Origin of the sequence: Luteibacter sp. (assembly GCF_036499525.1) — a bacterium.
Classification (GTDB): Bacteria; Pseudomonadota; Gammaproteobacteria; order Xanthomonadales; family Rhodanobacteraceae; genus Luteibacter.
Genome location: NZ_DASYDO010000048.1, coordinates 1 through 25,095, shown reverse-complemented (window position 1 = coordinate 25,095; position 25,095 = coordinate 1). Strand labels below are relative to the sequence as shown.

Below are 25,095 nucleotides of genomic sequence, written 5' to 3'. Positions count from 1 at the left end.
CTGCGCGCGACAGACTTTCGCGAAGAGCAGCAGGACCTGCTGCTCACGGCCCCAAAACCTGTCGCGCGCAGGGCGCGCTCCTACACGTGGTATCCCGCGGGTCAGAGCGACGTGGTATCCCGCGGGTCAGAGCGACGTGGTATCCCGCGGGTCAGTGCGACGTGATATCGCGTGGGTCAGTGCGTCGCCACGCGCGTACGTAGCAGGGCGTCTACCGCCTGCTGCCATTCAGCTGAGCCGGGCGGGACCTGCGGCGCTTCCTGACCCAGTTTCCGGTTCACGGCCTGGTTCCACTCGTCGCTACCGGCTGCCGGCCCGTGCCCGTCGTCGCTTACGGCGAGGGTCTTGTCTACCCAGGCGTACCACTCGGGCGAGCCGAGGGCGGGGTTGGCCGGCGCGGTCTTTCCCGGTGCGGGCGAGGCGGCCGTGGACGCGGCCGCCGGGGTGGCGGCTGGCGCGGAGGGTTCCGAATGCGAACAGGCCGCGATAATGAAGGCGACCGTTAGCGGAACCGCGGTGAGGAAAAAGCGCATGGTCAATCAAATCCTTTGTGTACAGGCCAATGCTACGAATCCCTACCCGTCCCGCGCCTAAACGCTGACGGGAACTCATTAAATCTGTTCAGCTTCGCGCGGCGATTTCGTCGATGTGGCGAAGCAGGTCGGCGGGGTCCTCGAACACCCGGTAGGCACCGGCGCGCTCCAGCTCATTTTCCCCGTAACCGCCCGAAAGCAGGCCAATTCCCAGAGCCCGGGCCCGTTGGGCGGCCAGCATGTCCCAGATGGCGTCGCCGATCACCATGGCATCGCGAATATCGGTGCCCAGCCGTTCGGCGGCGGTGACGAAGAGATCCGGGTCCGGCTTGGCATGGCGGACCTGGTCGCGCGTCACGACCGGCACCTTGGCCGGATCGACGCCGAGCGCGGCGATGTTGTGAGCGGCCGTTTCCATCCGCCCCGAGGTGGCGATGGCCCACGGAATCTTCGCGTCGGTCAGCCAGGCCAGCAGTTCCACGGCACCAGGCAGGGGTTTGACCGCGCCGGCCTCGGCGAGACGCCCGTAAGCCGCCGCATGGTTGCGACGCAGGCGGTCGATACGCTCAGGGGTGATCTCGGTGTCCGTTTCCCGGAGAAGGATGTCGGTGAACAGGCCACCGCTCATGCCGATCTTCCGATGAATGCGCCACACGGAGAGGTCGATCCCCTCCATGTCGAGCGATTCCTTCCAGGCGAGTACGTGCTGGTAAACGCTGTCGACCAGGGTGCCGTCGAGATCGAAGAGAAAGGCGTGCTTTAGTCTGGACATACCTGTCAGATTACCAAAAAAGGGGTCAGAGTCTGACCCCTTTTTTGGACAACCGCTTCGTGGCCGCAGGTTCTCGCGCCCGCTAAAACTTGCCAGCGCGGAAATCGGCGATCGCCTCGTGGATCTGTGCCTGCGTGTTCATGACGAACGGGCCGTACCGGGCGACCGGCTCGGCCAGCGGACGGCCCGCGACAAGCAGGACCCGCGCCGGGCGTTCCGTGGCGAAGCTGACCCTGTCGCCCTTCGAGAGCACGGCCAGTTCGCTGCGCGCCAGCGATTCGCCCGCCACCGTTGCGGACTCGCCATCGAATACATAGGCGAAGGCATTGTGTCCCGCGGGAAGTGCGAGGTCGAAGCGGGCACCGGCATCCAATGCGATATCGAGATACACCGGCGCGGTACTGATCCCGCTGACCGGGCCCGTCGCGCCGGCGAGTTCACCGGCCACCACGCGCACGGTCACGCCTTCCGCCGGCTGCACGACGGGAATCGACGCCGGCGGGATGTCCTGATAGCGCGGCTCGACCATCTTGTCCACGGCAGGGAGGTTCACCCAGAGTTGGAAGCCCCACATCAGGCCTTCCTCCTGCTGGGGCATCTCCGAGTGCAGGATGCCGCGGCCGGCCGTCATCCACTGCACGCTGCCCGGGCCGAGATCGCCGCGGTTGCCGTGGTTGTCGCCGTGCTGCATGCGGCCGGCGAGCATGTAAGTCACCGTTTCGAAGCCGCGATGCGGGTGCTCGGGGAAACCTTCGATGTAGTCGCCGGCCTGGTCGGAGCGGAACTCATCGAGCAGCAGGAAGGGATCCAGCATATCGAGCGCTGGCTGGCCGATCACGCGCTTGAGCTTGACGCCGGCGCCGTCGGACGTGTCCATGCCGCGTACGCGGCGGATGATGTGGCGTTGGGTGGTCATGGCGGACTCCTTGGTTCGTCCAAAGATGCCGCTTGGCGGAACACAAGCCAAGGGTTGTACGGTGAACGATGCGTTTCGCGATATTCAGTGGACCCAATGGCCGGCGCGATGCCGGGGCGGGCCGTCTTCGCCTTCCACGCGGGGGCGGGTGAGGGCCTGGAGTTCGGCTTCGGTGGGTGGGGTTTCGCGCCAGTAATCGCCGACGGCGTTGAGTACCTCGGGCAGCTGGCCCAGGCACTCGTCGTATTCGTCGTCGGTGAGCTTTTCGAATTCGGTATCCGCCTGGAGCACGCCTTCGTCTACAGCCAACGCCATGATTGGTCCCAGCAACTGCATCAGCGTGGGATCTTCCGCAAGGCGGTTCTCCCAGACCTGGGCGCGCATGTCGATGCCGCGGCTGAAGCCTTCGCACCAGCCGGCCGCCGACAGCAGCGGACCTTCTTCGGTGTCCACCTCGCCGAGGATCGGCTCGTACGCATCCACGTCCAGTTCCGCGCTGATCGAATCATTGAGCTTCGCCAGCAGGGCGAGCACGCGATTGCCTTCGTTCTCGTCGTCGAAAGCGACGTGCAGCACCTCGTGCAGCCATTCCTCGGGCTTCACCTCGAGCGGGCCGATGGCGACCGCGGAGAGCAGCCCGTGCACGCCGTCGAGCATGAGGTCGCCATCGCTGCCGTGCGCGCGCAGGTAGGTGTCGAGTTCTTCGAGTTCCTTGTCGTCAAGGGAACTCGGCCATTCGGACTTCGGTGTATTCAAAGGTTCAACTCCAGCGCGACGGGCGCATGGTCGGATGGCTGTTCCCACTTGCGCGGCGCCTTGTCGATGATCGACGAGGTCGCGACGGATTTAAGCGCATCGCTGATCAAGATGAGGTCGATCCGCAGACCCATGTTGCGACGGAAGGCCGCCTGGCGATAGTCCCACCAGCTGAAGAGGCCGGCATCTTCGGCGAAAAGCCGGAAACTGTCATGAAGACCGACATCCAGTAGCGCCTGCAGGGCGGCGCGCTCCGGGGGCGAACAGAAGATGTCTTCGCCCCACGCTGCCGGATCGTACACATCGCGGTCATCGCGGCAGATATTGAAGTCGCCCAGCACCACCAGCCTGGGATGGCGGGCGATTTCGCCCGCGAGGAAATCGCGCACCTTCGCGAGCCAGTGCAGCTTGTAGGCGTACTTTTCGTCACCGATCGCCTTGCCGTTCACCACGTAGAGGTTCACGACGCGGATGTCGCCGACGGTGGCGGCCAGGATGCGCCGCTGCGGATCGTCCAGGCCCTCGATGTCGGTCACGATATCGGTAAGCTCGCCGCGCGCGAGGATGGCGACGCCGTTATACGTTTTCTGCCCCGAGAACACGGCGCGGTAGCCCATGGCCGCGATCTCGTCGACGGGAAACTTCTCGTCGACGGTCTTGGTTTCCTGCAGGGCGACGATGTCCGGCTGCGCTTCCGCCAGCCATTGCTGGAGGTGGGGCAGCCGGACCTTGAGCGAGTTGACGTTCCATGACGCGATCTTCATCGCGCCATTGTAAAGGACACGATCAAGTCAGTCCGTAACTCTTCAGCAGGGCGTCCGGAAGCGGTTCGCGGCCACGGAAGGCCTTGAACGACTCCAGGGCGGGCCGGGTCGCCCCCACCGCCAGCACTTCCCTGCGGAAGCGCTCGCCCGTGGCGCGATCGAGTACGCCGGCTTCCTCGAAGGCCTCGAACGCATCGGCCGAAAGCACCTCCGCCCAGAGGTAGCTGTAATAACCGGCCGAATAGCCGCCGGCGAAAATGTGGGTGAAGGCGTGCGGAAACCGCTGCCATGCCGGGGGATGGAGTACCGCCACCTCGCGGCGTACCTCTTCCAGCACGTCGAGCGGCCGCGCGCCCTTCGCGGGGTCGTACTCGAGGTGCAGGCGGAAGTCGAACAGGGCGAACTCCAGCTGGCGCACCAGGAACAGGCCCGCGTGGAAGTGGCGGGCGTCCAGCATGCGCTGGTACAGCTCGTCCGGCAGCGGTTCGCCCGTGACGTAATGCCTGGCGAAAGAGCGCAATGCCTCACGGTCCCAGGCGAAGTTCTCCATGAACTGGCTGGGCAGTTCCACCGCGTCCCATTCCACGCCGTCGATGCCGCCCACCGAGGGAATGTCCACCTCGGTCAGCATGTGGTGCAGGCCGTGGCCGAATTCGTGGAACAAGGTAAGCACGTCGTCGTGGGTGAGCAGCGCCGGCGAGCCTTCGGTCGGCGGCGGGAAATTGCAGGTGAGGAAGGCGATGGGCAACTGCAACTGGTCGCCATCGCGGAAGCGCGCCGCGCAGACGTCCATCCAGGCGCCGCCGCGCTTGCCCGACCGCGCGTACATGTCCAGGTAGGCACCGGCGAAAACACTGCCGTCGGCGTCGATAAGGTCGTAGTACGTCACTTCCTTGTCCCACGTATCGACGTCATGGCGCGGTGCGAAGCGGATACCGTAGAGGCGTTCCACCACCATAAGGAGGCCGTCGATCGCGGCAGACGCGGGGAAGTACGGTTTGATCTGTTCCTCGTCGATGGCGTAGCGACGCTGGCGCAGGCGCTCGGCGGCGAAGGCGATGTCCCAGGGTTCCAGGTTGTCGATCTTCAGTTCTTCGGTGGCGAAGCGGCGCAACTCGTCGAGCTCCTTGCGCGCCACCGGCTTCGCTCGCGCGGCGAGGTCGCGGAGGAAGGCGAGGACGACATCCGGCGAGGTGGCCATTTTTGTCGCGAGCGATTCCTCGGCACCGTTGGCGAAGCCGAGCAGCCGGGCCGCCTCGTGGCGCAGCGCGACGATCTTCTCGATGCGTCCCGAATTGTCGAACTTGCCCTTGGTGGGGCCCTGGTCGGACGCGCGCGTCTGGTACGCGTAGTAAACGGCCTCGCGTAACTCGCGCTTTTCGGCATAGGTGAGCACTGCCTGCACGCTGGGCTGCTTCAGCGTGACAAGGAAGCCCTCGAGGTTTTCCTCGCGGGCGTATTCGCGCAGCACGGCGCGGCCCGAGGCCGGGATACCCGCGAGGTCGCGCTCGTCGGTGATGTGCTGGTGCCAGGCTTCGGTAGCGTCGAGCACCGCGTTCGAGAATTCGGTGGTCAGGCGGGAAAGCTCCACGCCGATCTCGCGGAAACGGCTGCGCGCCGGTTCCTCAAGCGCCACGCCGGAAAGGCGGAAATCGCGCAGGGCGTGGTTCACCGCGGCGCGGGCGGCCCCCGGAAGGGCAGCGAAGTCGGCGCGGTCGGCCACTGCCTGCACCGCCGCATAGAGGTCGCGGTTCTGGCCGACCTCGATGCCCAGGTCGGTCAGCTTTTCCTCCGCGTCGCCGTGCGCCTTGCGCAGGGCCTCGGAATCCGCCACCGAATGGAGGTGGCTGACCGGGGCCCAGGCGCGGGACAGAGTCTGGTCCAGGCGCTCCTGGGCGAGCATCACGTGGGTGAAATCGCGCTCGCCGCCAGGTGCGGCGATACGCTGGATGGCGGCCCGTTGCTCCGCCACGAGGGCGTCGATGGCGGGCTCCACATGCTCCGGCCGAATGGCCGAGAAGGCGGGCAGGCCATTGGGGTCGAGTAGGGGGTTGGCGGGGGTGTCCATGGGCGATCTCCAGTCAGGCGACCAGCGTGGTGCCCAGGCGAACCCAAATCAAGCGGCGCGACCGGTGTCAGGCCTGGGCCAGATAGTCATCCTTCAGCCGGACGTAATTGGCGGCCGAGTAGTACAACTGCTCCACCTGGCTGTCGCTGAGCACGCGGACCATCCGGGCCGGGTTCCCGAGCCAGAGCTCCCGCTCCCCCACGACCTTGCCGGGCGGGATCACGGCACCGGCGCCGACGAAGCCGTTCTTCTTCACCATCGCGCCGTCGAGCACCGTGGCGTGCATGCCGATGAGGCAGCCATCCTCGATGGTGCAGGCATGGATGACCGCGCCGTGCCCGATCGTGACATCGGCACCGACGATGGTCGGAAAGCCGCCAGGCGTATACGGGCCGTCGTGGGTCACATGGACGATGGCGCCGTCCTGCAGGTTGCTGCGGGCACCGATGCGGATGTAATGGACGTCGCCGCGGAGGACCGCCCCGGGCCAGATGGAAGCATCGTCGGCCAATTCCACGTCGCCGATGACGGTAGCGGCGGGGTCGACGTAGACGCGGGCGCCAAGGCGCGGAAGGAAGCCCTTGAAGGGCCGGATCGAGGAGGACATGGCGCCATTGTAGTCATTGGCGCCATGTCCACGAGGAATCACATGAAGGAGCCGCCGGCGATGCGGCCTTCGGCGTCCAGCTTGGGGAAGTAGCGGCTGTTGTTCTGGCGCATTTCGCGCGTGGTCATCATGTCCGGCGTCACCAGCATCACATCGGGGTAGGCCGCGTGGAACTGCGCCGGGGTGGGGCGCGTCGCTATGAAGGCGTCGAAGGCTTTCATGTCGGTGACGTAGCCGGCCACAGGCTTCGCGGCGGAGGCGGGCGAGGTCTGGCAGGCGCTCACGGCGGCAGCGCCGAGAACGACCATGAAGAAGAGGGGGGTGATGCGGCTCATCATGTGGGGCTCCTTGCCTTGGGGGAGGCAGGATTATCCCCGCAAGAGGCTATCCGGGACATGAAGCGGATCACGAATGGGCGCCGGTGGCGGCGCTCATTCCATGATCCGTTTACTCGTTTCGCCTGCGCATCGTCTCAGCCCTGGCCTCGTCCTCTGCGGTCACGACCTGTTGCTGGGCGTCGAGCTTCGCGCCCAGGATGATCAACGTGTAGTTGGTGGGATCGTAATCGCGCAGCAGCGCGATCTCGCGGCGCGCCTCCTCCAGGCCACGGCGATTGATGAGCCGCTCGATTTCCTGCGATGCGAACGGAATCGTCTCGCGCAACGCGTCCTGGGCCGTGGCGTTGTTCGTATCCAGCTGGATCACGCTGAGGTAGTACTCATACGCGTTGTTGCCCTGTGGCGAGACGAGGCGGCCATCGCGCGTGGCCTGGCGGGCGAGCCCCAGGAGGATATCGACGCCGCTCGATCCGGCATCGTCGCCGGCGGGCGACGTCGCGGTACCGGCATCCGACGCCGCGGCGGTCGCCGGGTGGCTAAGACGCAGCGAGGCGAACGCGGCGGCCGCGGCCAGTACGACGACCACGGCGACAACGATGACGACCGCACGGCGGGGAGGCGCGGCAAGGGCGAGCTTGGACATGGGGGAATCCGGGGGGGAGCACCCGCAACCAGGCAGGCTCCCTGTCGGCCGGCCCCGGCGGGCGTGCCATCTTCCCCTCCGATTGTTGCAGTTCCGTGGCGGGGCCATTCGCAGGAACTTCCGGGCATGGCATGACGACGCTCATCTTTTTTCCGAGGCGAGACGTCTGGACGGCCAAATGTGATCCGAGTCACCCCGTGGCAGACGCGACAGGTTTAGCTTGGGAGAACTGATCGCCCTGGCACGTGGCGTTTAGGGGGAAGGCCTGTAACAGGGAGCTCGGTGGGGAAACATCACTCACGCCAAGGGAGTATCCACATGTTACGCAGGTACACCACCTGGCTCGCGCTTGCGAGCCTGACGACGGGTTGCGGCCTATCGTTAGCTTCCGCCGCAACGGATTTGCGGCAAGCCACCCAATCCTTGACCTCGCAAGCCGCGGTCCGGGTCACCACCCATGTCGAAAAGACCTCGACCTTCGCGCTGCCGGGAACCGCGCCGCTGCAGGCCATCGCGAAGTACGACACGGGTGCCATGCCGGCCGGCGATACGGTCGAACACATCACGCTGGTACTGAAACGCGACGATGACCGCGACAAAGCCTTCCGTTCCTATCTCTCGCAGCTGAACAACCCGGCGTCGCCCGATTTCCACCATTGGCTGACCGCGAAGGAACTGGGCGAACGTTTCGGACCGTCGCTGCAGGACGTGACGTCCGTGCAGCAGTGGCTGCAGTCGCAGGGCATGACCGTGTCGGGCGTTTCCGGCGATCGCATGCGCATCGTGTTTTCGGGCCCGGCCGGCGCCGTGTCGAAAGCCTTCGGCACGCAGCTGCATCGCTATAACGTGGACGGCGACCGGCACTTCGCCAACAACGCGGCGACGAAGATCCCCGTCGCGCTCTCACCGGTGATCCAGGCCGTTGCGCTGAACGACTTCTTCCCCAAGGCCCAGCACACGCCCGTGAGCCGGGCCACCTTCGACCGCAAGCACGGCAAGTGGAGCACGGCCGCCAGCGCGACACCGAACTTCACCGTGCCGCCCGGCAATACCGATCCGAATATCACGTACGACATGGTGCCGGCGGACTTCAACCAGGTCTACAACGTGAAGCCACTATGGCAGCGCCATAACGCCTTGCGCGGCGCCGGGCAGACCGTGGTGGTGCTCGAGCGGACGAACGTATCTCCCGACGACGTCGCGCGCTTCCGTAAGGCGTTCCTGCCTGCGGATGCGAAAGGTCGTTTCAGCATCCTGCATCCACTGAACGGCGGCGAAGCGTGTGCTGACCCCGGCTTCAACGGCGACGAAGGCGAGGCCGCCCTCGATGCCGAATGGGCGGGTGCTGCCGCGCCCGACGCGGATGTCGTGCTCGCATCCTGCGCCGACAGCGGCGCCAGCTTCGGTCCCTTCACGGTCGCGGCACGACTGCTCGAAGGCGGACCCGACGGTAGCCTTCCACCCTCGGTCTGGAGCCTGAGCTACGGTGCCTGCGAGTCCGCCGACCCGAGCGACGCGCACGTGGCGGACGTGCTCTGGTCTTCCGCGGCAGCCGAAGGCGTGACCGTCTTCGTGTCCTCCGGTGACGATGGCTCCACCCAGTGCGACCAGGGCGCGCTGTTCTGGACGACGTCCGGCGCGGCCGTGAATGGCCTGGCGTCGTCGCCATCGGCGGTGGCCGTGGGCGGTACGGACTTCAATGATCGCGGCCAGCTTTCCGCCTACTGGACCGACACCAACCTGCCCTACTACCAGTCGGCCATCAGCTATATCCCCGAGATGGCCTGGAACAACAGCTGCGCGGGCAGCCACCTGTATACGCTGCTCGGTTACAAGGACGGCATCACCGCCTGCAACGACAGCGTGGGCCGCGGCCAGGATTTCCTCCAGGTCGGCGGTGCCGGTGGCGGTCCCAGCGGCCAGTACGCGCAGCCTGTGGAGCAAGTCGGTATCAGTGGTTCGACCAACCACACGTCACGCATGCTGCCCGATGTGTCGCTGTTCTCGGCCAACGGGATCTTCGGCCACGCGCTGGTCTTCTGCATGTCCGACCAAGCCAACGGCGGCACCGCTTGCGACTTCGACAATCCCGACAATGTCTTCGCCAATTCGGCAGGTGGAACCTCGTTCGCCGCACCGGCGATGGCTGGCGTGCAGACGCTGATAAACCAGGCGACCGGCGACCGCAGCGGCAACGTGTTGCCTGCGTTCTACGGCATCGCCGCGCGCCAGTTCGGCACCGTGGGTTCGCCGAACACGAAGACGCTCACCGCGTGCAACGCCAGCAATGGCGCGACGATCGGTCCCGAGTGCGTCTTCAACAACGTCACCGAAGGCGACATCGTCCAGCCCTGCGGCGTCGGTTCTCCCAACTGCGATACCGGCCACAAGCTCAACAACATCGTGGGCATCGTCGAAGGCGGTGATCCGACGACGAACACGCTGGTTCCGGCGTGGAGCACCAACGTGGGCTACAGCATGGCCACCGGACTCGGCACGATCAACGCCTCCAACCTGGTCGACGCGGTGGCCGCCTGGGGTTCTCCCGCCAAACGCGCCTATGCCGCCCCGGCGGACTTCCTCTCGCTCAACAACCTGTTCACCAACGACGGCTACAGCGACTTCGCCTATGTCGATCCGTCCGAAGGCATGCTGCATTCGGTGGCGATGAAGGGCGCGGTCAGCCTGTACGACCAGGCCCAGGCGATCGATCCCAGCCTCACCGTCGCGGCGTTCGGCGACCTCATTCCCGGCCTCAACGTGCTTTCGCTCAAGTCCGGGGAAATCGTGCTGCTGGGCAGCGACAACCGGGTGAACATCTGGGTGTCGACCGGTACCGGCGGCTACTTTACCTTCGTGGTGAACCACTCCGTGCCTTCCACATGGAAGCTGCTCGGTACCGGCGTCGACGATCCCAGCGGCAATCAGAAGCTGGTCTGGTTCGACACGAAGACCTCGCAGATCATCTGGTGGAAGCTCGACCTGGATCCGACGACGCAGAACGATATTATCGTCACCGCCGTGTCCCAGCCGATCAACGGCGTGCGCGATGCGACGCCGGTGCTGGCCGATGCGAACGGCGACGGCTATACCGACCTCGTGTGGACCCGTACCAGCGACAACTCCGTGACGTTGTGGATCGCCGACCAGCATCGCGGCTTCGTGTCGCGCAGGCTGCCGGACCGCCCGGCCGGCGCCACGCTTTACGGCGTGGGCGACATCGACGGCAACGGCAGCACGGACCTGATCTGGACGGATACGGCCAATGCGCAGTTGAGTTGGTGGACCCTCGACGGCGTCAATGTCACCGCAACGCGCGGTCGCGCGATCCCGGCCGGGTACACGCTGGCCAGCATCGGCGACTACGACGGCGACGGCATGGCCGACCTGCTCTGGCGCAACGCCAACAACCGCGTGATCGAGTGGCAGGGCACCGGCAAGGGCTTCGCCGACTTCAAGGTGGCCGACGCCTGGGGCACGCCCCTGGTCCTCGGCACACAGACCACGATCCCGGCGAACCGCTTCCAGGGCGGCCGCCGCGTGGCGGTAGCGCAGTAAATCGTTAGACGGCGCCTCCTACCGCAGGGTAGGAGCGCGCCCTGCGCGCGACAGCTTTTCGCGGCGGTCTTAAGGGCTCTCGCGAAAGGCTGTCGCGCGCAGGGCGCGCTCCTACAGATACGTTGCTGTCAGAAACGGTGGCGCAACATCCTGTAGACCGGATCGGTATCGGGCCGCTGGCCGTGCCAACGCTCGAAGGCGTCGGCGGCCTGCTCCACCAGCATGCCAAGCCCGTCGCGGAACCAGTCCGGACGCACGCCGGCGGCGAGCGACCAGCCTTTGAAATCCGCCGCGGCGGCGCCGTAGCTGAGGTCGTAGCAGGTGGAGTGGTCTTTCAGGATGGAGGTCGGCAGGTCGAAGCTGCCACCGATGACGCCGATGGACGTGGCATTCACCACCAGGTTGAAGGATTCGCCGTCGAGGCCGTCCCAGTAGCGCGTGTAGCAGCGGCCGGGTTCGCCGATGTCATCGGCGAGCACATCGGCGCGTTCGGGCGTGCGGTTGACGATGGTGAGCGACTGCACGCCGGCGTCCATGAGGGCCCAGGCCACCGCCCTGGCCGCGCCGCCGGCACCGAGCAGCAGGGCGTCGTGGCCGCGCAGGTCGAAGCCGTGGCGCTCGGCGATGTCGCGCACGAACCCGCTGCCGTCGGTGTTGTGTGCCTCGATGCCGCCGTTCACCAGCGGCGTGAGGGTATTGGCCGAGCCGGCGAGGGTGGCGGCTTCCGTACGCTTGCCGGCCAGCGCGAAGGCCGCGCCCTTGTGCGGAAGGGTGACGTTGGCGCCCAGCCCGCCTTCGGCGAAGAATCGGCGCACCGCCTCGTCGAACGCTCCGGGCTCCGCGTCAAGGGTTTCGTAGCTCAGGCGGATGCCGAGTTGCGCGGCGAAGGCCTTGTGGATCTCCGGGGACAGCGAGTGCGCGATCGGGTGACCGATCACGGCGTAGCGGTGCGCTTCAGCGCTCATGGATGCTCCTTGGGCTCATGCTCGGGACAAATTATGCCCGGTCGCGATCCGTGAGACGACGGGTTCCTAGGCTCCTTCCATCGCCACCGAAGCCCGGAGTACGCCATGCACGACACGCTCTCGCCGCGCCGCCTTCGCGCCCTCATCGCCCTGGCCTGGCTGGCCTGCGGCGCGCTGCTTCTCCTGCTGACCCCCCTCTCCGGGCACAGCGATACCCTCGGCTGGACGCCCGCGTTCTGGCTGCTGCTTGCCCCGGCCAGCGTGCTGGTGGCGATGAAGCCCGGCCTGCCGATGTCGTTGTTGGCCGCCCTTTTCCGCCGCTGATACGTTCGCGGCCGTAGGAGCGCGCCCTGCGCGCGACATCTCTTGAGGCCGTGCCTTGGAGCTGGCGCGCCAGGTTGGGGGGGCGGCGCGAGAAGATGTCGCGCGCAGGGCGCGCTCCTACCGGATTGGAATCAGGCCTGGATGCCCAGGCGCTTCATTTCCAGGCGGCGGAGGAACTCCTGCATGATGCGCAGGTAGAGGTCTTCGCCGAGGTACGCATCCTCGACGCCCGCGTCGATCGAGGGGTTGTCGTTCACCTCGATCACCACCGGCCGGTCGCCCACCTGCTTCAGGTCCACGCCGTACAGCCCGTCGCCGATGGTCTGCGTGGCCTTGAGCGCCAGCTTCACCACTTCGGCGGGCGCGTCGCGCACCGGTATCGTGCGGAAGCCGCCGGATTTCGCCGTGCCCTTCGCGCCGTGGTTGTAGATCTGCCAGTGGCCGCGCGACATGAAGTACTGGCAGGCATAGATTGCCTCGCGGTTCAGCACGCCGATGCGCCAGTCGAACTCGGTGTAGAGGTATTCCTGCGCGATCAGCAGGGCGCTGTGCGAGAACAACTCACCCGCCGCCTTCTCCAGCGCCTCGCGGGTTTCCACCTTGACCACGCCGCGCGAGAACGAGCCATCGGGAATCTTAAGCACGATCGGCAAGCCGAGACGGTCGGGCAGGTCGCGCAGGCGCCGCACGTCGTCGCGGTAGAGGATTTCGGTGATCGGCGTGGCGAGCTTGCGCGCGACCATGAGGTCGTTCAGGAAGATCTTGTTCGTGCAGCGGAGGATCGACGTGGGATCGTCCATCACCACCATGCCTTCCTTCTCCGCGCGATGGGCGAAGCGGTAGGTGTGGTTGTCGCTGGCGGTGGTTTCGCGAATGAACAGGCCGTCGTATTCAGCGAGGCGCTGGTAGTCGTTCTTGCCGATCGGATCGACTTCGATGCCCAGGTGCTTGCCGGCTTCGATGAACTGCTTCAGCGCCTTCTTGTTCGAGGGCGGCATCTTCTCGTTCGGGTCTACCAACATCGCGATGTCGTAGCGGAAGCGTCGCCGGGCACGCGGCTTGCGCCAGATCTTGCGCGAGAACTTGTCCAGCGCCTGTGCGAAGGCATCCTCCTGCGCGTCGTCGAGGGTCTGCAAGCCCACCGGCTTGATCGACGACACCTGCCACACGCGGTCGCGCTCGAACTCGATGCGCATGAGCGGGCAGGGAAACATGTCGAACAGCTGCCTCGCAAGATCCTGCAGGTCCGGGTAGGCGGTTTCGCCGAAGTACACCAGCACGCCGAAGTCGGTCGTGTCGCGACCGCCAGCGGGCAGGAAGTTGGAAAGCTTCTGGTTGAGGTCGTCGATATCCAGGCCATACAGCGAGCGACGGCGCAGATCGTTCACCGTGCGCACGGAGGGGATGACCTTATGTCCCCGCGCCTCGGCCAGCAGCGACACGTAATAGCCGGTGCCGAGGTATTTGTAGCTGCGGCAGAGGTTGATGACATGGGTACGCTCGTCGTCCCCACCCACCGGCTGGCGCAGATAATCCATGGCGGTGACGACATCGGCAGACGGGTAATACGAGCCCCAGTCCGAGGCTTTCTCCACGACGATGACGAGCCGGCTCATGTGACCTCTGCAGGCGGCGAATGCCATTCCTTCGACCCCGCCTGGGATCGATCGTATCGCCGGTGGCGCAGTGTGTGCTTCCCGCGGCGTGACGCACAAGCGGGACGCCGGACAGGTTCATGAAAAAGTCATTGATCCAGGCTTCGCCGAGGTCTACAGTGCCGCGCCTGCACACCCCATCCCATTCGTCCTTCATCCGCGCCGGAGTTCCCAAGCGCATGCGTCCACCCCCGGTCACCGCCGCGGTGCGCGTTCGTCGCGCCGAAGTCAGCGATCTCGACGATCTCGTCGCCCTCGAGGAATCGAGCTTCGCCCAGGATCGTCTCAGCCGTGCCCAATACCGCAAGCACCTCGACAGCGAAAGCGCCCTGGTGCTCGTCGCCAGTGCCAACCATCGCCGCTTCCTCGGTACCGCCGTGGTGTTCTTCCGCAAGGGCACGACCGTGGCGCGGCTTTATTCGATCGCTGCCGCGCCGCAGGCACAGGGCAAGGGTGTCGGCTCGGCATTGATCGAGGCTTCCGAGAACGCTTCCCGCGCCTGGGGTTGCCGCTCTCTGCGGCTGGAAGTCCGCAAGGACAACGCCGTGGCCATCCGGCTGTACGAGCGCCTGGGCTACACGAGGATGGGCGAGTACGCGAACTACTATGCCGACGGTGCCGATGCCTTCCGCTTCGAAAAGCAGCTTTGAATGGGCCGAGGCTATACTGACGGCCGTTTAAAGGAGTTGCCCATGCGCCGACTCGTCCTGCCGATTGCCCTCGCTGCCACCGTCGCCACGCTCGCGGGTTGCGGCAACAAGGGTCCGCTCTTCCTGCCGCCCCCACCCGCGGCGGGAACCACGGCCACGCCGCAGGCTGCGACACCGGCGCAGGGCGATACCTCGCTCGCCCCGCCGCCGGTCAGCACCTCGAGCCAGCCGTACAATTCCGTCCTCCAGCAGTAAAGCCGCGATGCCTTCCCGTTTCACGAAGATGCATGGGATCGGCAACGACTTCGCCATCGTCGACTGGCGCGAGGATCCGCCGCGCGTCCCGAATGCGGCGCGCGTCGCCGCGCTCGCCGATCGCCATACCGGTGTCGGCTTCGACCAGCTGATCAGCATCGAGCCCGCACGGGATCCGTCCTGCGCGTACTACTACGGCATCTGGAACGCGGACGGCTCGCCGTCGGGCCAGTGCGGCAACGGAGTGCGTTGCGTGGCCGCGTGGCTGTACCGCGACGGCGCCATCGAGCGCAACGCCGACGTTCGCCTGGAAAGCCCGTCGGGACCGGTCACCGTTCGCGTGCTGGATGAGGGCAGGGTGGTGGTCGACATGGGCGAACCGGACTTCACGCCCGCCGCCATTCCGCTCCACCTGCCGCCCCACGCCGTCCATACCGTCCACCTGGATGGTGAGGACGTGAGCTTCGGGGCCGTGTCCATGGGCAATCCCCATGGCGTGGTGTTCGTGGACGACGTCACCGATCCGCGGATCGACCGCCTGGGCCCGGTGCTCACTTCGCATCCGGTATTCCCGCAGGGCGCCAACGTGGGCTTCGCCCAACGCGTGGGGCCGAACCACATCCGCCTGCGCGTCCACGAACGTGGCAGCGGCTGGACCCGCGCCTGCGGTACCGGCGCGTGCGCCGCGGCCGCCGTGGCCCAGTCGCTGGGCCTGGCCGCGCCGATCGTGGACGTCGAACTTCCCGGCGGCACGCTTACCATCGAATGGCACGGCCCTGGTCATACGCTGTGGATGACCGGCCCCGCCGCCTTCGTCTTCGAAGGCGAAGTGTGACGTTCGTGCGCGAACGGGGCACACTGATCACGCAAGCATCCGAGGAAACACGCATGACCGACACCGCGATCGACGGCGACATCAAGCCAGCCACCGTGGCGTCCTATCTGCGGAGGCACCCGGATTTCCTTGCCGCGTACCCCGAGCTGGCCCATGAACTCGTGCTTCCCAGCGCGAACGGACCGGCGTCTTCCCTGGCCGTGCACCAGTTGCGCGGCCTGCGCGAGAAGAACGCGGAACTGGAAACGAAGCTCAGGGAACTCACCGCCGTGGCCGGCGACAACGAGAAACTGATGCGCCGCGTGCACGGGTTGATGCTCGCGCTGCTGGGCGCCAGCGGCATCGAGGACACCGTGCGCCACGTGGTCCGCCGGCTCACCGAGGATTTCCAGTCCGAGCGCATCCGCCTCGTGTTCTTCGGCGATCTCGCGGGCCTGCCCGACGAACCCTGGCTGCTGCGCGAACCCCACGGCGCTTCCGGGCTGCCGGAATTCTCTTCGTTCCTCGAGCATGCCGATCCCGTGGCAGGCCGGCTGGCGCCCGACAAGCTGCATCGCCTGTTCGGCGACGCTGCGCCCGACGTGCGCTCCGCTGCCCTCATGCGCGTCGGCAACGATGCCCTGCTGGCCATCGGCAGCGCCGATCCGGACCGCTTCCATCCGGGCATGGGCACGTTGTTCCTCGACATGATCTCGACCACGGTCGGCTCGGCCATCGAACGGGCGCGGAAGGTGGCGTGACCCCGCGCGCCGCCGTCGAGGCCTTCCTCGGCCACTTCGCCGCCGAGCGGGTGCCGTCGGCCCATACGCTTGCGGCGTACCGGCGCGACCTGGACAAGCTGCTGGACTTCATGGAGGCCGAAGGCCTCGACAGCTTCGACCCGCTCACGCCGGACCGCATGCGGACGATGATCGCCCGGCTGCACCGCCCGCCACCGCGGAAAGACGGCAAGGCGAGGGAAGGGCTCGAACCTGCGAGCATCCAGCGCCTGCTTTCCGCCTGCCGCACGCTGTTTCGCTATCTCACCCGTGAAGGCCGCCTTGACCACGATCCAGCCGCCGGCGTACGCGGACCGAAGGTGCGGCGCAAGCTGCCCCAGGTACTGGATGCCGACGAGGCCAAGGCACTGGTGGAAACCAGCCTCGGCGGTCCGTTGGCGCCGCGCGATACGGCGATGATGGAGTTGTTTTATTCCAGCGGCCTGCGCCTCTCCGAGCTGTGCGGCCTGCATTGGCGCGACCTCGACCTCGAGGACGGGCAGGTCCGCGTGCTAGGTAAAGGCAACAAGACGCGCATCCTTCCGGTGGGGCGCTTCGCGGTAGCGGCCTTGCGCGCGCTGGCCGCACTGGGTGCCGCCGGGCCGGAACAGCCGGTGTTCAAGGGCAGGAACGGAGCCCCCATCGGCCCCCGCACGGTGCAGCAACGGCTGGCACGGCTGTCCAGCGGGCAGGCCAAGCGGGTGCACCCGCACATGCTGCGGCACACCTTCGCGAGCCACATGCTGGAGTCGTCGGGTGACCTGCGCTCCGTGCAGGAGTTGCTGGGCCACGCGGATATCGCCACCACCCAGATCTACACCCACCTTGATTTCCAGTATCTGGCGAAGGTGTACGACGCCGCACACCCCCGGGCGAAGCGGAAAGGCCGCCCCTAGCTCCTGCATCCTTGGGTAGGGGGTGGGCCGGCCCCACCTTTGGCGTCTCCCCCAAGGAACGCCTTATGGAACCGATGCATGCCACGACCATCGTCTGCGTCCGCCGCGACGGCAAGGTCGTCATCGGCAGTGACGGACAGGTCACCCTCGGCAATACCGTGATGAAGGCCAACGCCCGCAAGGTGCGCCGCCTGGGCAAGGGCGACGTGCTGGCCGGGTTTGCAGGCGCCACGGCCGATGCCTTCACGCTGTTCGAGCTGTTCGAGGAGAAGCTGGTCAAGCATGGCGGCAACCTCACCCGCTCGGCGGTGGAAATGGCCAAGGAGTGGCGCACCGACCGCCGGCTGGGCCGCCTCGAGGCCATGCTGGCCGTGGCCGACAAGGAAGCGTCGCTCCTGATTTCCGGCAACGGCGACGTGCTCGAGCCCGAACACGGCCTTATCGCCATCGGCTCGGGCGGTCCCTACGCCCAGTCCGCCGCCCTGGCATTGATGGAGAACACCGAACTGGATGCGCGCACGATCGTGGAAAAAGCGCTCAAGATCGCCGGTGATATCTGCATCTACACCAATCATAACTATTCGATCGAAGAACTCTGAGCGATGTCCGAACTCACTCCCCGCGAAATCGTCAATGAACTCGACCGCTTCATCATCGGCCAGCACGACGCCAAGCGCGCCGTGGCCATCGCCCTGCGCAACCGCTGGCGTCGCATGCAGCTGGATCCGGCCATGCGCGACGAGGTCACGCCCAAGAACATCCTGATGATCGGCCCGACGGGCGTCGGCAAGACCGAGATCGCCCGGCGCCTCGCCACCTTGGCCAATGCGCCCTTCGTGAAAGTCGAAGCCACGAAGTTCACCGAGGTGGGCTATGTGGGCAAGGACGTCGAGTCGATCATCCGCGACCTTGCCGATGTCTCGTACAAGCTCCTGCGCGAGCAGGCCAAGGCCCGCGTGCGCAGCCAGGCCGAGGACGCGGCCGAAGACCGCCTGCTCGACGCGCTGCTGCCGCGGCGCCAGTCCAGCGGTTGGGACGATACCGGCAGCACCGCTCCGGCGATCGACAGCGATACCCGGCAGAAACTCCGCAAGCAACTGCGTGAAGGCGCGCTGGACGACCGCGAGATCGAACTGGATTTCGCGATGAACGTGGGCGTCGAGATCATGACGCCGCCGGGCATGGAGGAGATGAGCCAGCAACTGGGCAAGATGTTCCAGAACCTCGGCGGGCAGAAGTCGCAGAAGCGGAAGATGACCTTGCGCCAGGCGCGCCCGCTCCTGATGGAGGAAGAGGCCGGCAAGCTGCTCAACGACGACGAGCTGCGCAGCCTCGCGGTGGAAACCGCCGAGCAGAACGGCATCGTCTTCATCGATGAGATCGACAAGGTGGCCCAGCGCTCCGAATGGGGCGGCGCGGGCGTCAGCCGCGAGGGGGTGCAGCGCGACCTCCTGCCGCTGGTTGAAGGTTCCACCGTGTCCACCCGCTACGGTCCGATCCAGACCGACCACATCCTGTTCATCGCCTCGGGCGCGTTCTCGCTGGCGAAGCCGTCGGACCTCATTCCCGAACTTCAGGGTCGCCTGCCGATCCGCGTGGAGTTGAGCGCCCTTTCGGTGGACGACTTCAAACGCATCCTCCGCGAGCCGAACAACGCGCTGACCAAGCAATATGCTGCACTGCTCGATACCGAAGGCGTGACCCTCGACTTCACGGAGTCGGGCATCGACCGGCTGGCGGACGTGGCCTTCCAGGTCAACGAGCGCACCGAGAACATCGGCGCCCGCCGCCTGCATACCGTCATGGAGCGGCTCCTGGAGCGCATCTCCTTCGAAGCTGCCGATAAATCCGGCGAAAAATACGTAATCGACGCTGAATATGTCGACAACAACCTGGCTTCGCTCGTCAAGGACGAAGACCTGAGCCGTTACATCCTCTGAACATCGGGGGGTACCCCCTCTGCTAAACTATTGACGTATATGGGCAAGGTCATTCATCTCAAAACCAACGGTCAGCGAGCCAGCCTGCGCGAAGCGCAGGACAACCGGCAGCTGGTGCGTCTGTGGCGCGGCGAACTCGAGCACGGCAGCTTCTGTGGCTATGTCGGCGGTGTCGGCCGCGAGTTCTTCCTCCTCTGGGTCGTAGGCGACGGCGTCAGCTATGACGGCATGTACATCATGCGGCATCGCGACATTTCCGAATTCGAAGCACCCGACAAGCACTCGACCTTCCTCGAGAAGGCGTTGGTGATGAAGGGCATCGAGCCGACACCACCGGCCGACTTCCCACTCGACGACATCTCGCAGGTCGTGCAGGCGGCTGCCGCGCACGCCCCGGTGATCGGCGTGCACGTCGACAGCGAGGACGAATCCGAGGTCTGCTACATCGGCCGCGTGGTCAGCGTGGAAGACGAAGGCTTCAACATGCAGGAAATCACCCCCGACGCGGAATGGCTGCGAGAGCCGTCGTTCTTCGCCTGGGACGAGGTTTCCACGGTGAGCATGGAAGACGCCTACGCCATGGCCCTCCTCGCGGTGGCCGGCGATCCTCCTCCGCTCGAACAAGGCACCGGCGACGGCTTCGGCCGCGCTCACTAAGTCCCAACGCCCTTGTCCCACCCCCGCCCCGTCGACATCGTCCTCCACGCGACCTCCCGGATCCTCGAGGTCGCGTTCGACAATGGCGAGCGCTTCCGCCTTCCGTGTGAATACCTTCGCGTGAATTCGCCCAGCGCCGAAGTGCAGGGCCACGGCCCGGGCCAGAAAGTTCTTGTGTCGGGCAAGCGCGATGTCGGCGTCACCGCACTCGAGCCCACCGGCCATTACGGCGTGTTGATCCGTTTCGACGACGGGCACGCCAGCGGCATCTTCGGGTGGGACACGCTCTACCACCTTGGCCGCGCCTACGACACGGCGTGGCCCGCGTACCTCGCCGAGCTCGAAGCGAAGGGCCTTTCCCGGTAGGCGAGGGTAAGCGCATGAAAGCCGCATGCACTTCGACGACGTATATTGGTGCGTCATCCCGCGCACCGCGTGCGCACTGGAGCGAACCAGCATGACGCGAATCGTCGTCGTCGGCAGCATCAACATGGACCTGGTCACCCTCGCCCCACGCTTCCCCGATCCGGGCGAAACGCTCACTGGCGATCGCTTCCTTACGATTCCCGGCGGCAAGGGCGCCAACCAGGCCGTGGCCGCGGCGCGCCTCGGCGCCAGCGTGGCAATGGTGGGCTGTGTCGGCGACGACGCGTTTGGCCAGCAGCTGCATGACGGCCTCGTGGCCGAAGGTGTCGACGTCACGCATGTCGGCCGCGTCGCGGGCATCGGCAGCGGTACCGCGTCGATCACCGTTGCCGGCGGCGAGAACAGCATCGTGGTGGTGCCCGCGGCGAATGGCCGCGTCACGCCCGCACACGTGGAGGCCGCCCGAGGGATCGTCCGTGGCGCCGATGCCGTGTTGGTCCAGCTGGAAATTCCGCTGGACACCGTCGAGGCCACGTTGCGCATCGCGCATGGGGAAGGCGTGCCCGTCATCCTCAATCCCGCGCCCGCGCAACGCCTTCCCATGGACTGGCTATCACGCGTGCGCTTCCTCACGCCAAACCAGCATGAACTCGCCACCGTGCTCGGCGCGGAAGGCGAAACCGACTTTCGCGCCCTCATGCGCCACGCGCCCTGCCCGGTCGTGCTGACCCACGGCGCGGACGGCGCGTGGTTCCGCGAAAAGGACGAAGAGCCACGCCATCAGGCAGGCTTCAAGGTCGAGGCTGTCGACAGCACCGGCGCCGGCGATACCTTCAACGCCGCACTCGCGGTGTATCTGCCGGAAGGCCTTGAGGTTGCCGTGCGCAAGGCCTGCGCCGCCGCTGCGATCGCCGTATCGCGCCTGGGCGCCCAGGGCGGCATGCCCCGCGCCGATGAAGTCACGGCGCTCCTGGCCTCGCAGCCATGAGGCGAAGCGGCCTGCTGCACGCCGAACTCAACCGCATCATCGCGGCCATGGGCCATACCGACACCCTGGTGATCGGCGATGCAGGCCTGCCGGTACCTCCGGGCGTTCCCTGCGTCGACCTCGCCGTGCTTCCAGGTACGCCATCGTTCGCCGCGGTGTTCGAAGCGGTGTACACCGAACTAGCGGTGGAATCGGTGACGATGGCCAGCGAGATCCACGAAAGGAACCACGCCATGGCCGAACTGTCCGCCCGACTGCGGAAGGAGGGCGTCGGCGTGGACGAGGTATCCCACGACGAATTGAAGCGGCTCAGCGCCCGTGCGGTGGCCGTCGTGCGTAGTGGGGAGACGTCACCCTATGCGAACGTCATCCTGCATGCGGGCGTCACCTTCCGATGAGCACGCCCCTCGTACGGATGCATGCCATCCAGAAGGCCTTCGGTCCGGTGAAGGTGCTCGAAGGCGTGGATTTCGAGCTGCAGCCGGGTGAGGTGCATGCCCTTATGGGCGAAAACGGCGCAGGCAAGTCCACGCTCATGAAGATCCTCACGGGGATCTACGCGCCCGACTCGGGCAGCATCGAGGTGGACGGCTCGGCGGCATCGATCGCCACGCCCGCCGATGCCGAGAAATATGGCATCGCCATCATCCACCAGGAACTGAACCTCATCCCGTCGCTCAGCGTCGCGGACAACCTGTTCCTCGGCCGCGAGATCCATCGTTTCGGTCTTCTCGACCGCCGCGCGATGTCGCGCCGCGCCTCGGAATGGCTGGCGCGCGTAGGTATGGAGCATCTCGATCCCGGCACGCTGGTCGAGCGCCTGTCGGTCGGCCGTCAGCAGATGGTGGAAATCGCGCGCGCGCTCGGCCAGGAGGCCCGTGTGCTGATCATGGACGAACCGACCGCGGCGCTGACCGAACACGAGACCACGACGCTGTTCAAGCTTATCCGCGAGCTGCGTGAGCAAGGGAAAGGCATCGTGTATGTCTCGCACCGCATGGAAGAGATCTTCGCGCTATGCGACCGCATCTCCGTGCTGCGCGATGGCCAGTTCGTCGGCACGCGTCCCGTTCCCGGCCTCGCCTTCGACGAAGTGGTGAAGATGATGGTCGGGCGCACGCTCGACGCACGCTATCCGATGCGTACCCCCAAGATCGGCGATGTGCGGTTGAGGGTCGAGCATGTGAACGGCGGCCTGGTAAAGGACGTGAGTTTCGATCTCCATGCCGGAGAGGTGCTCGGCGTGGCCGGCCTGCTTGGCGCCGGGCGCACCGAGCTGGCCCGGCTGCTGTTCGGTCTGGACAAGCTGGCGTCGGGCACGGTGATCCTCGATGGCGTCGTCGTGACGCCCACCTCGCCCAGCGATGCGATCCATTCCGGCTTCGGTTTCGTCACCGAAGACCGCAAGGCGCAAGGGCTGGTCCTCGACCTCAGCCTGCGCGAGAACATAAGCCTTCCTCGCGTACCCGCGCACGCGGGACTCGTCGATCGTCCTGCCGAAAAGAAGCAGACGCGCGGCCTCATCGATGCGCTGAAGATCCGCACGCGCGACATGGAACTGGAGACGCGCTCGCTGTCCGGCGGCAACCAGCAGAAAGTGGTGCTCGCCAAGTGGCTGGCGCTGAAGCCGCGCGTGCTCATCCTCGACGAACCCACCCGCGGCGTCGACGTGGGCGGCAAGGCCGAGATCTACCACATCATCAACCAACTCGCGGAACAGGGCGTTGCCATCCTCATGATCTCCTCGGAACTGCCGGAGGTGCTCGCGATGAGCGATCGCATCCTCGTGATGCACGAAGGCCATGCCACCGCCCTCATCGATGCCCATGGCGCCACGCAGGAAGCCGTGCTGACCGCCGCCACTGGAGGCAAGTAACATGACGCTGCAATTCGACTGGAGCCGCGCAACCGCGCTCCTCCAGCGCCTCGGCTCGGTGATCGGCCTGATCCTGCTCTTCATCGTCCTCTCGGTCTTGAGCCCGGATTTCCTGAGCACGGGCAACCTGCTCACGGTGCTGCGCCAGGTTTCCATCAATGCACTGATCGCCTTCGGCATGACCTTCGTGATCCTCGCCGGTGGTATCGATCTTTCGGTGGGCGCGATCCTCGCACTCACCGGTGCGGTGACCGCGGGGCTCATGGCGGGCGGACACGGCATGGTGCTGGCGGTCAGCGCTGGCCTGGGGCTTGGGCTCGTCCTGGGCATGATCAACGGTGTCCTGGTGTCCTGGGGCAAGGTGGCGCCGTTCATCGCGACCCTCGGCACGATGACACTGTTGCGCGGCCTCACGCTGTCGTACACGCAAGGCAGCCCGATTCCCGTCACCAACAACGGCTTCGCGCTGCTCGGTGGTGGCTACGTCGCCAACCTCGTGCCTCTACCGGTGATCTGGATGTTCATCGCGTTCATCGTCTGCGGCTTCCTGTTACGCGGCACGGTGTTCGGCCGCCATGTGGTTGCGATCGGCGGTAACGAAGAGGCGGCCCGGCTTTCCGGCGTCCGCATCTCACCGATGAAGCTGGCGATCTACGGTCTCTCGGGATTGCTTTCCGCATTCGCGGGTATCGTGCTCACGTCGCGCCTTTACTCGGCGCAAGCGACGGCCGGTGCCGGCTATGAACTCGATGCCATCGCCGCCGTGGTGCTCGGCGGCACCAGCCTGGCCGGTGGCCGCGGCTGGTTGTTCGGCACGCTGGTGGGTGCGTTGCTCATCGGTTTCCTGAACAACGGTCTCAACCTGCTGGGCGTCAGCTCGTTCTACCAGCAGGTCGTGAAGGGCATCGTCATCCTGATCGCCGTCCTGCTCGACAGGCGACAGTAATATCAACGAGGGTCACACCATGCGCAAACTCAACTTACTTGCCGCGGCGGCGGTCACGCTGCTCGCCGCCTGTTCGCAGCAGGGTCCGGGCGAATCCGCACCGGCGACGGGCGCTACCGCGGGCGGCGCCGCATCCTCGGGTACACCCGTGGTGGGCCTGGCGCTGTCCACGCAGAACAATCCGTTTTTCGTCGAACTGAAGAACGGCGCGCAGAAGGCCGCGAAGGATGCCGGCGTGCAACTCGTCGTCGTCGACGCGCAGGACGATCCGGCCCGGCAGATCTCCAGCGTGGAAGACCTGATCCAGAAACACGTGTCGGTGATCCTGCTCAATCCGACCGATTCTTCCGCGCTCGCAGGCGCGGTGCAGTCGGCACAGCGCGCGAACATTCCCGTCGTCACGCTGGATCGCGGTGTCGACGGCGCGGAAGTCGCTTCGCATATCGCTTCCGATAACGTCGCCGGCGGCAAGATAGCTGCCGACTACCTTGCCAAGGCGCTGGGCGGTAAGGGCAACATCATCGAACTGCAGGGCGTGGCCGGCACTTCGGCCGCGCGCGAACGCGGCAAGGGCTTCGACGATGCGATCGCCGCTACCGCCATGAAGATCGTGGCCAGGCAGCCGGCCAACTTCGACCGTGCGCAGGGTCTCTCGGTCAGCGAAAACCTGCTCCAGGGCCACAGCGACGTGCAAGCGATCTTCGCGCAGAACGACGAAATGGCGTTAGGCGCGGTGCAGGCGCTGGCCGGCAAGAACAAGAAGGTACTGGTCGTCGGTTTCGACGGCACGCCTGACGGCAAGACCGCCGTACAGAGCGGCGGCATGGCCGCCACGGTGGCGCAGCAGCCCGAAGAGATCGGCAGGCTCGGCGTTGAGACGGCTAAGAAGCTGATCGACAAGCAGCCGGTGGAGAAGTCGATCGCGGTGCCGTTGAAGCTTCTTACCAAGGAATAACACCCGGGGACACCTTCTTTGTAGGAGCGCGCCTTGCGCGCGACAGTTTTTCGCGAAGAGCAACAGGCCCTGTG

Annotated in this window: 27 protein-coding genes; 16 read left to right on the top strand and 11 right to left on the bottom strand. The window is 66.0% G+C overall.

What is annotated here, in order from left to right; translation table 11 throughout:
• Positions 1–176: 176 nt before the first annotated feature.
• The 9 genes from VGM71_RS09430 to VGM71_RS09390 form a co-directional block, all read right to left on the bottom strand.
• On the bottom strand, positions 177–533 hold the full coding sequence (locus tag VGM71_RS09430) for a hypothetical protein (RefSeq protein ID WP_331544401.1): 357 nt from the start codon (positions 531–533) through the stop codon (positions 177–179).
• An 88-nt stretch (positions 534–621) separates the two neighbouring features.
• A complete protein-coding gene (locus VGM71_RS09425; protein WP_331544400.1) occupies positions 622–1,305 on the bottom strand; it encodes an HAD family hydrolase in 684 nt (227 codons plus the stop codon).
• An 82-nt stretch (positions 1,306–1,387) separates the two neighbouring features.
• Positions 1,388–2,221 (bottom strand): pirin family protein, encoded by an 834-nt coding sequence (locus VGM71_RS09420; protein WP_331544398.1) that lies wholly within the window; start codon positions 2,219–2,221, stop codon positions 1,388–1,390.
• An 84-nt stretch (positions 2,222–2,305) separates the two neighbouring features.
• Positions 2,306–2,977 carry a YecA family protein gene (locus tag VGM71_RS09415; RefSeq protein WP_331544396.1) on the bottom strand — a complete coding sequence of 224 codons (672 nt, stop codon included), beginning with the start codon at positions 2,975–2,977 and terminating at the stop codon, positions 2,306–2,308.
• On the bottom strand, positions 2,974–3,741 hold the full coding sequence (xth, locus tag VGM71_RS09410; RefSeq protein ID WP_331544394.1) for an exodeoxyribonuclease III: 768 nt from the start codon (positions 3,739–3,741) through the stop codon (positions 2,974–2,976). Before xth ends, VGM71_RS09415 begins: the two co-directional genes overlap by 4 nt.
• Before the next feature lie 22 nt (positions 3,742–3,763).
• Positions 3,764–5,809, bottom strand: coding sequence for a M3 family metallopeptidase (locus VGM71_RS09405; RefSeq protein WP_331544392.1), 2,046 nt, complete (start codon positions 5,807–5,809; stop codon positions 3,764–3,766).
• Positions 5,810–5,876: 67 nt separating this feature from the next.
• Positions 5,877–6,416 carry a gamma carbonic anhydrase family protein gene (locus tag VGM71_RS09400; RefSeq protein WP_331544390.1) on the bottom strand — a complete coding sequence of 180 codons (540 nt, stop codon included), beginning with the start codon at positions 6,414–6,416 and terminating at the stop codon, positions 5,877–5,879.
• A gap of 38 nt (positions 6,417–6,454) precedes the next feature.
• Positions 6,455–6,754, bottom strand: coding sequence for a hypothetical protein (locus tag VGM71_RS09395; RefSeq protein ID WP_331544388.1), 300 nt, complete (start codon positions 6,752–6,754; stop codon positions 6,455–6,457).
• A 109-nt stretch (positions 6,755–6,863) separates the two neighbouring features.
• On the bottom strand, positions 6,864–7,397 hold the full coding sequence (locus VGM71_RS09390) for an energy transducer TonB (protein WP_331544386.1): 534 nt from the start codon (positions 7,395–7,397) through the stop codon (positions 6,864–6,866).
• Positions 7,398–7,820: 423 nt separating this feature from the next.
• On the opposite strand from VGM71_RS09390, the gene VGM71_RS09385 reads away from it, so the two are divergent.
• On the top strand, positions 7,821–10,955 hold the full coding sequence (locus VGM71_RS09385) for a protease pro-enzyme activation domain-containing protein (protein WP_331544384.1): 3,135 nt from the start codon (positions 7,821–7,823) through the stop codon (positions 10,953–10,955).
• A gap of 128 nt (positions 10,956–11,083) precedes the next feature.
• Here VGM71_RS09385 and aroE read toward each other — a convergent pair whose 3' ends face one another.
• Complete coding sequence (gene aroE, locus VGM71_RS09380; RefSeq protein ID WP_331544382.1) at positions 11,084–11,920, bottom strand: shikimate dehydrogenase; 837 nt, start codon at positions 11,918–11,920, stop codon at positions 11,084–11,086.
• A 105-nt stretch (positions 11,921–12,025) separates the two neighbouring features.
• Between aroE and VGM71_RS09375 the strand changes: the two genes are divergently transcribed.
• A complete protein-coding gene (locus VGM71_RS09375) occupies positions 12,026–12,244 on the top strand; it encodes a hypothetical protein (protein WP_331544380.1) in 219 nt (72 codons plus the stop codon).
• A 131-nt stretch (positions 12,245–12,375) separates the two neighbouring features.
• Here the strand turns inward: VGM71_RS09375 and VGM71_RS09370 are convergent, their stop codons facing one another.
• Complete coding sequence (locus tag VGM71_RS09370; protein WP_331544378.1) at positions 12,376–13,860, bottom strand: RimK family protein; 1,485 nt, start codon at positions 13,858–13,860, stop codon at positions 12,376–12,378.
• Between the two features lie 218 nt (positions 13,861–14,078).
• Between VGM71_RS09370 and VGM71_RS09365 the strand changes: the two genes are divergently transcribed.
• From VGM71_RS09365 to rbsB, 14 genes are all read left to right on the top strand, one after another.
• On the top strand, positions 14,079–14,549 hold the full coding sequence (locus tag VGM71_RS09365; protein ID WP_331544377.1) for a GNAT family N-acetyltransferase: 471 nt from the start codon (positions 14,079–14,081) through the stop codon (positions 14,547–14,549).
• 42 nt (positions 14,550–14,591) lie between these two features.
• Positions 14,592–14,804: an LPS translocon maturation chaperone LptM gene (gene lptM, locus VGM71_RS09360; protein ID WP_331544375.1), complete on the top strand. Its 213-nt coding sequence runs from the start codon at positions 14,592–14,594 to the stop codon at positions 14,802–14,804.
• A gap of 7 nt (positions 14,805–14,811) precedes the next feature.
• The gene (gene dapF, locus VGM71_RS09355; protein ID WP_331544373.1) at positions 14,812–15,639 is read left to right on the top strand and encodes a diaminopimelate epimerase; all 828 of its coding nucleotides are present in this window, start codon (positions 14,812–14,814) and stop codon (positions 15,637–15,639) included.
• Positions 15,640–15,692: 53 nt separating this feature from the next.
• On the top strand, positions 15,693–16,379 hold the full coding sequence (locus tag VGM71_RS09350) for a DUF484 family protein (protein WP_331544371.1): 687 nt from the start codon (positions 15,693–15,695) through the stop codon (positions 16,377–16,379).
• The gene (locus VGM71_RS09345) at positions 16,376–17,293 is read left to right on the top strand and encodes a tyrosine recombinase XerC (protein WP_331544369.1); all 918 of its coding nucleotides are present in this window, start codon (positions 16,376–16,378) and stop codon (positions 17,291–17,293) included. Before VGM71_RS09350 ends, VGM71_RS09345 begins: the two co-directional genes overlap by 4 nt.
• Before the next feature lie 65 nt (positions 17,294–17,358).
• Positions 17,359–17,892: an ATP-dependent protease subunit HslV gene (gene hslV / locus VGM71_RS09340; RefSeq protein ID WP_250339282.1), complete on the top strand. Its 534-nt coding sequence runs from the start codon at positions 17,359–17,361 to the stop codon at positions 17,890–17,892.
• A gap of 3 nt (positions 17,893–17,895) precedes the next feature.
• Positions 17,896–19,233 (top strand): ATP-dependent protease ATPase subunit HslU, encoded by a 1,338-nt coding sequence (hslU, locus tag VGM71_RS09335; RefSeq protein WP_331544364.1) that lies wholly within the window; start codon positions 17,896–17,898, stop codon positions 19,231–19,233.
• Between the two features lie 39 nt (positions 19,234–19,272).
• Positions 19,273–19,890, top strand: a complete 618-nt coding sequence (locus tag VGM71_RS09330; RefSeq protein WP_331544361.1) for a hypothetical protein — start codon at positions 19,273–19,275, stop codon at positions 19,888–19,890.
• A 12-nt stretch (positions 19,891–19,902) separates the two neighbouring features.
• On the top strand, positions 19,903–20,256 hold the full coding sequence (locus VGM71_RS09325) for a DUF971 domain-containing protein (RefSeq protein ID WP_331544359.1): 354 nt from the start codon (positions 19,903–19,905) through the stop codon (positions 20,254–20,256).
• A gap of 91 nt (positions 20,257–20,347) precedes the next feature.
• Entirely contained in the window at positions 20,348–21,244 is an 897-nt protein-coding gene (gene rbsK / locus VGM71_RS09320; RefSeq protein WP_331544356.1) for a ribokinase, read from the top strand.
• Complete coding sequence (rbsD, locus tag VGM71_RS09315) at positions 21,241–21,642, top strand: D-ribose pyranase (protein WP_331544353.1); 402 nt, start codon at positions 21,241–21,243, stop codon at positions 21,640–21,642. The genes rbsK and rbsD overlap by 4 nt, the downstream gene beginning before the upstream one ends.
• On the top strand, positions 21,639–23,120 hold the full coding sequence (locus VGM71_RS09310) for a sugar ABC transporter ATP-binding protein (protein ID WP_331544350.1): 1,482 nt from the start codon (positions 21,639–21,641) through the stop codon (positions 23,118–23,120). Before rbsD ends, VGM71_RS09310 begins: the two co-directional genes overlap by 4 nt.
• A gap of 1 nt (position 23,121) precedes the next feature.
• On the top strand, positions 23,122–24,066 hold the full coding sequence (locus tag VGM71_RS09305) for an ABC transporter permease subunit (RefSeq protein WP_331544348.1): 945 nt from the start codon (positions 23,122–23,124) through the stop codon (positions 24,064–24,066).
• Between the two features lie 19 nt (positions 24,067–24,085).
• Complete coding sequence (gene rbsB / locus VGM71_RS09300) at positions 24,086–25,021, top strand: ribose ABC transporter substrate-binding protein RbsB (RefSeq protein WP_331544345.1); 936 nt, start codon at positions 24,086–24,088, stop codon at positions 25,019–25,021.
• Positions 25,022–25,095: the final 74 nt, after the last annotated feature.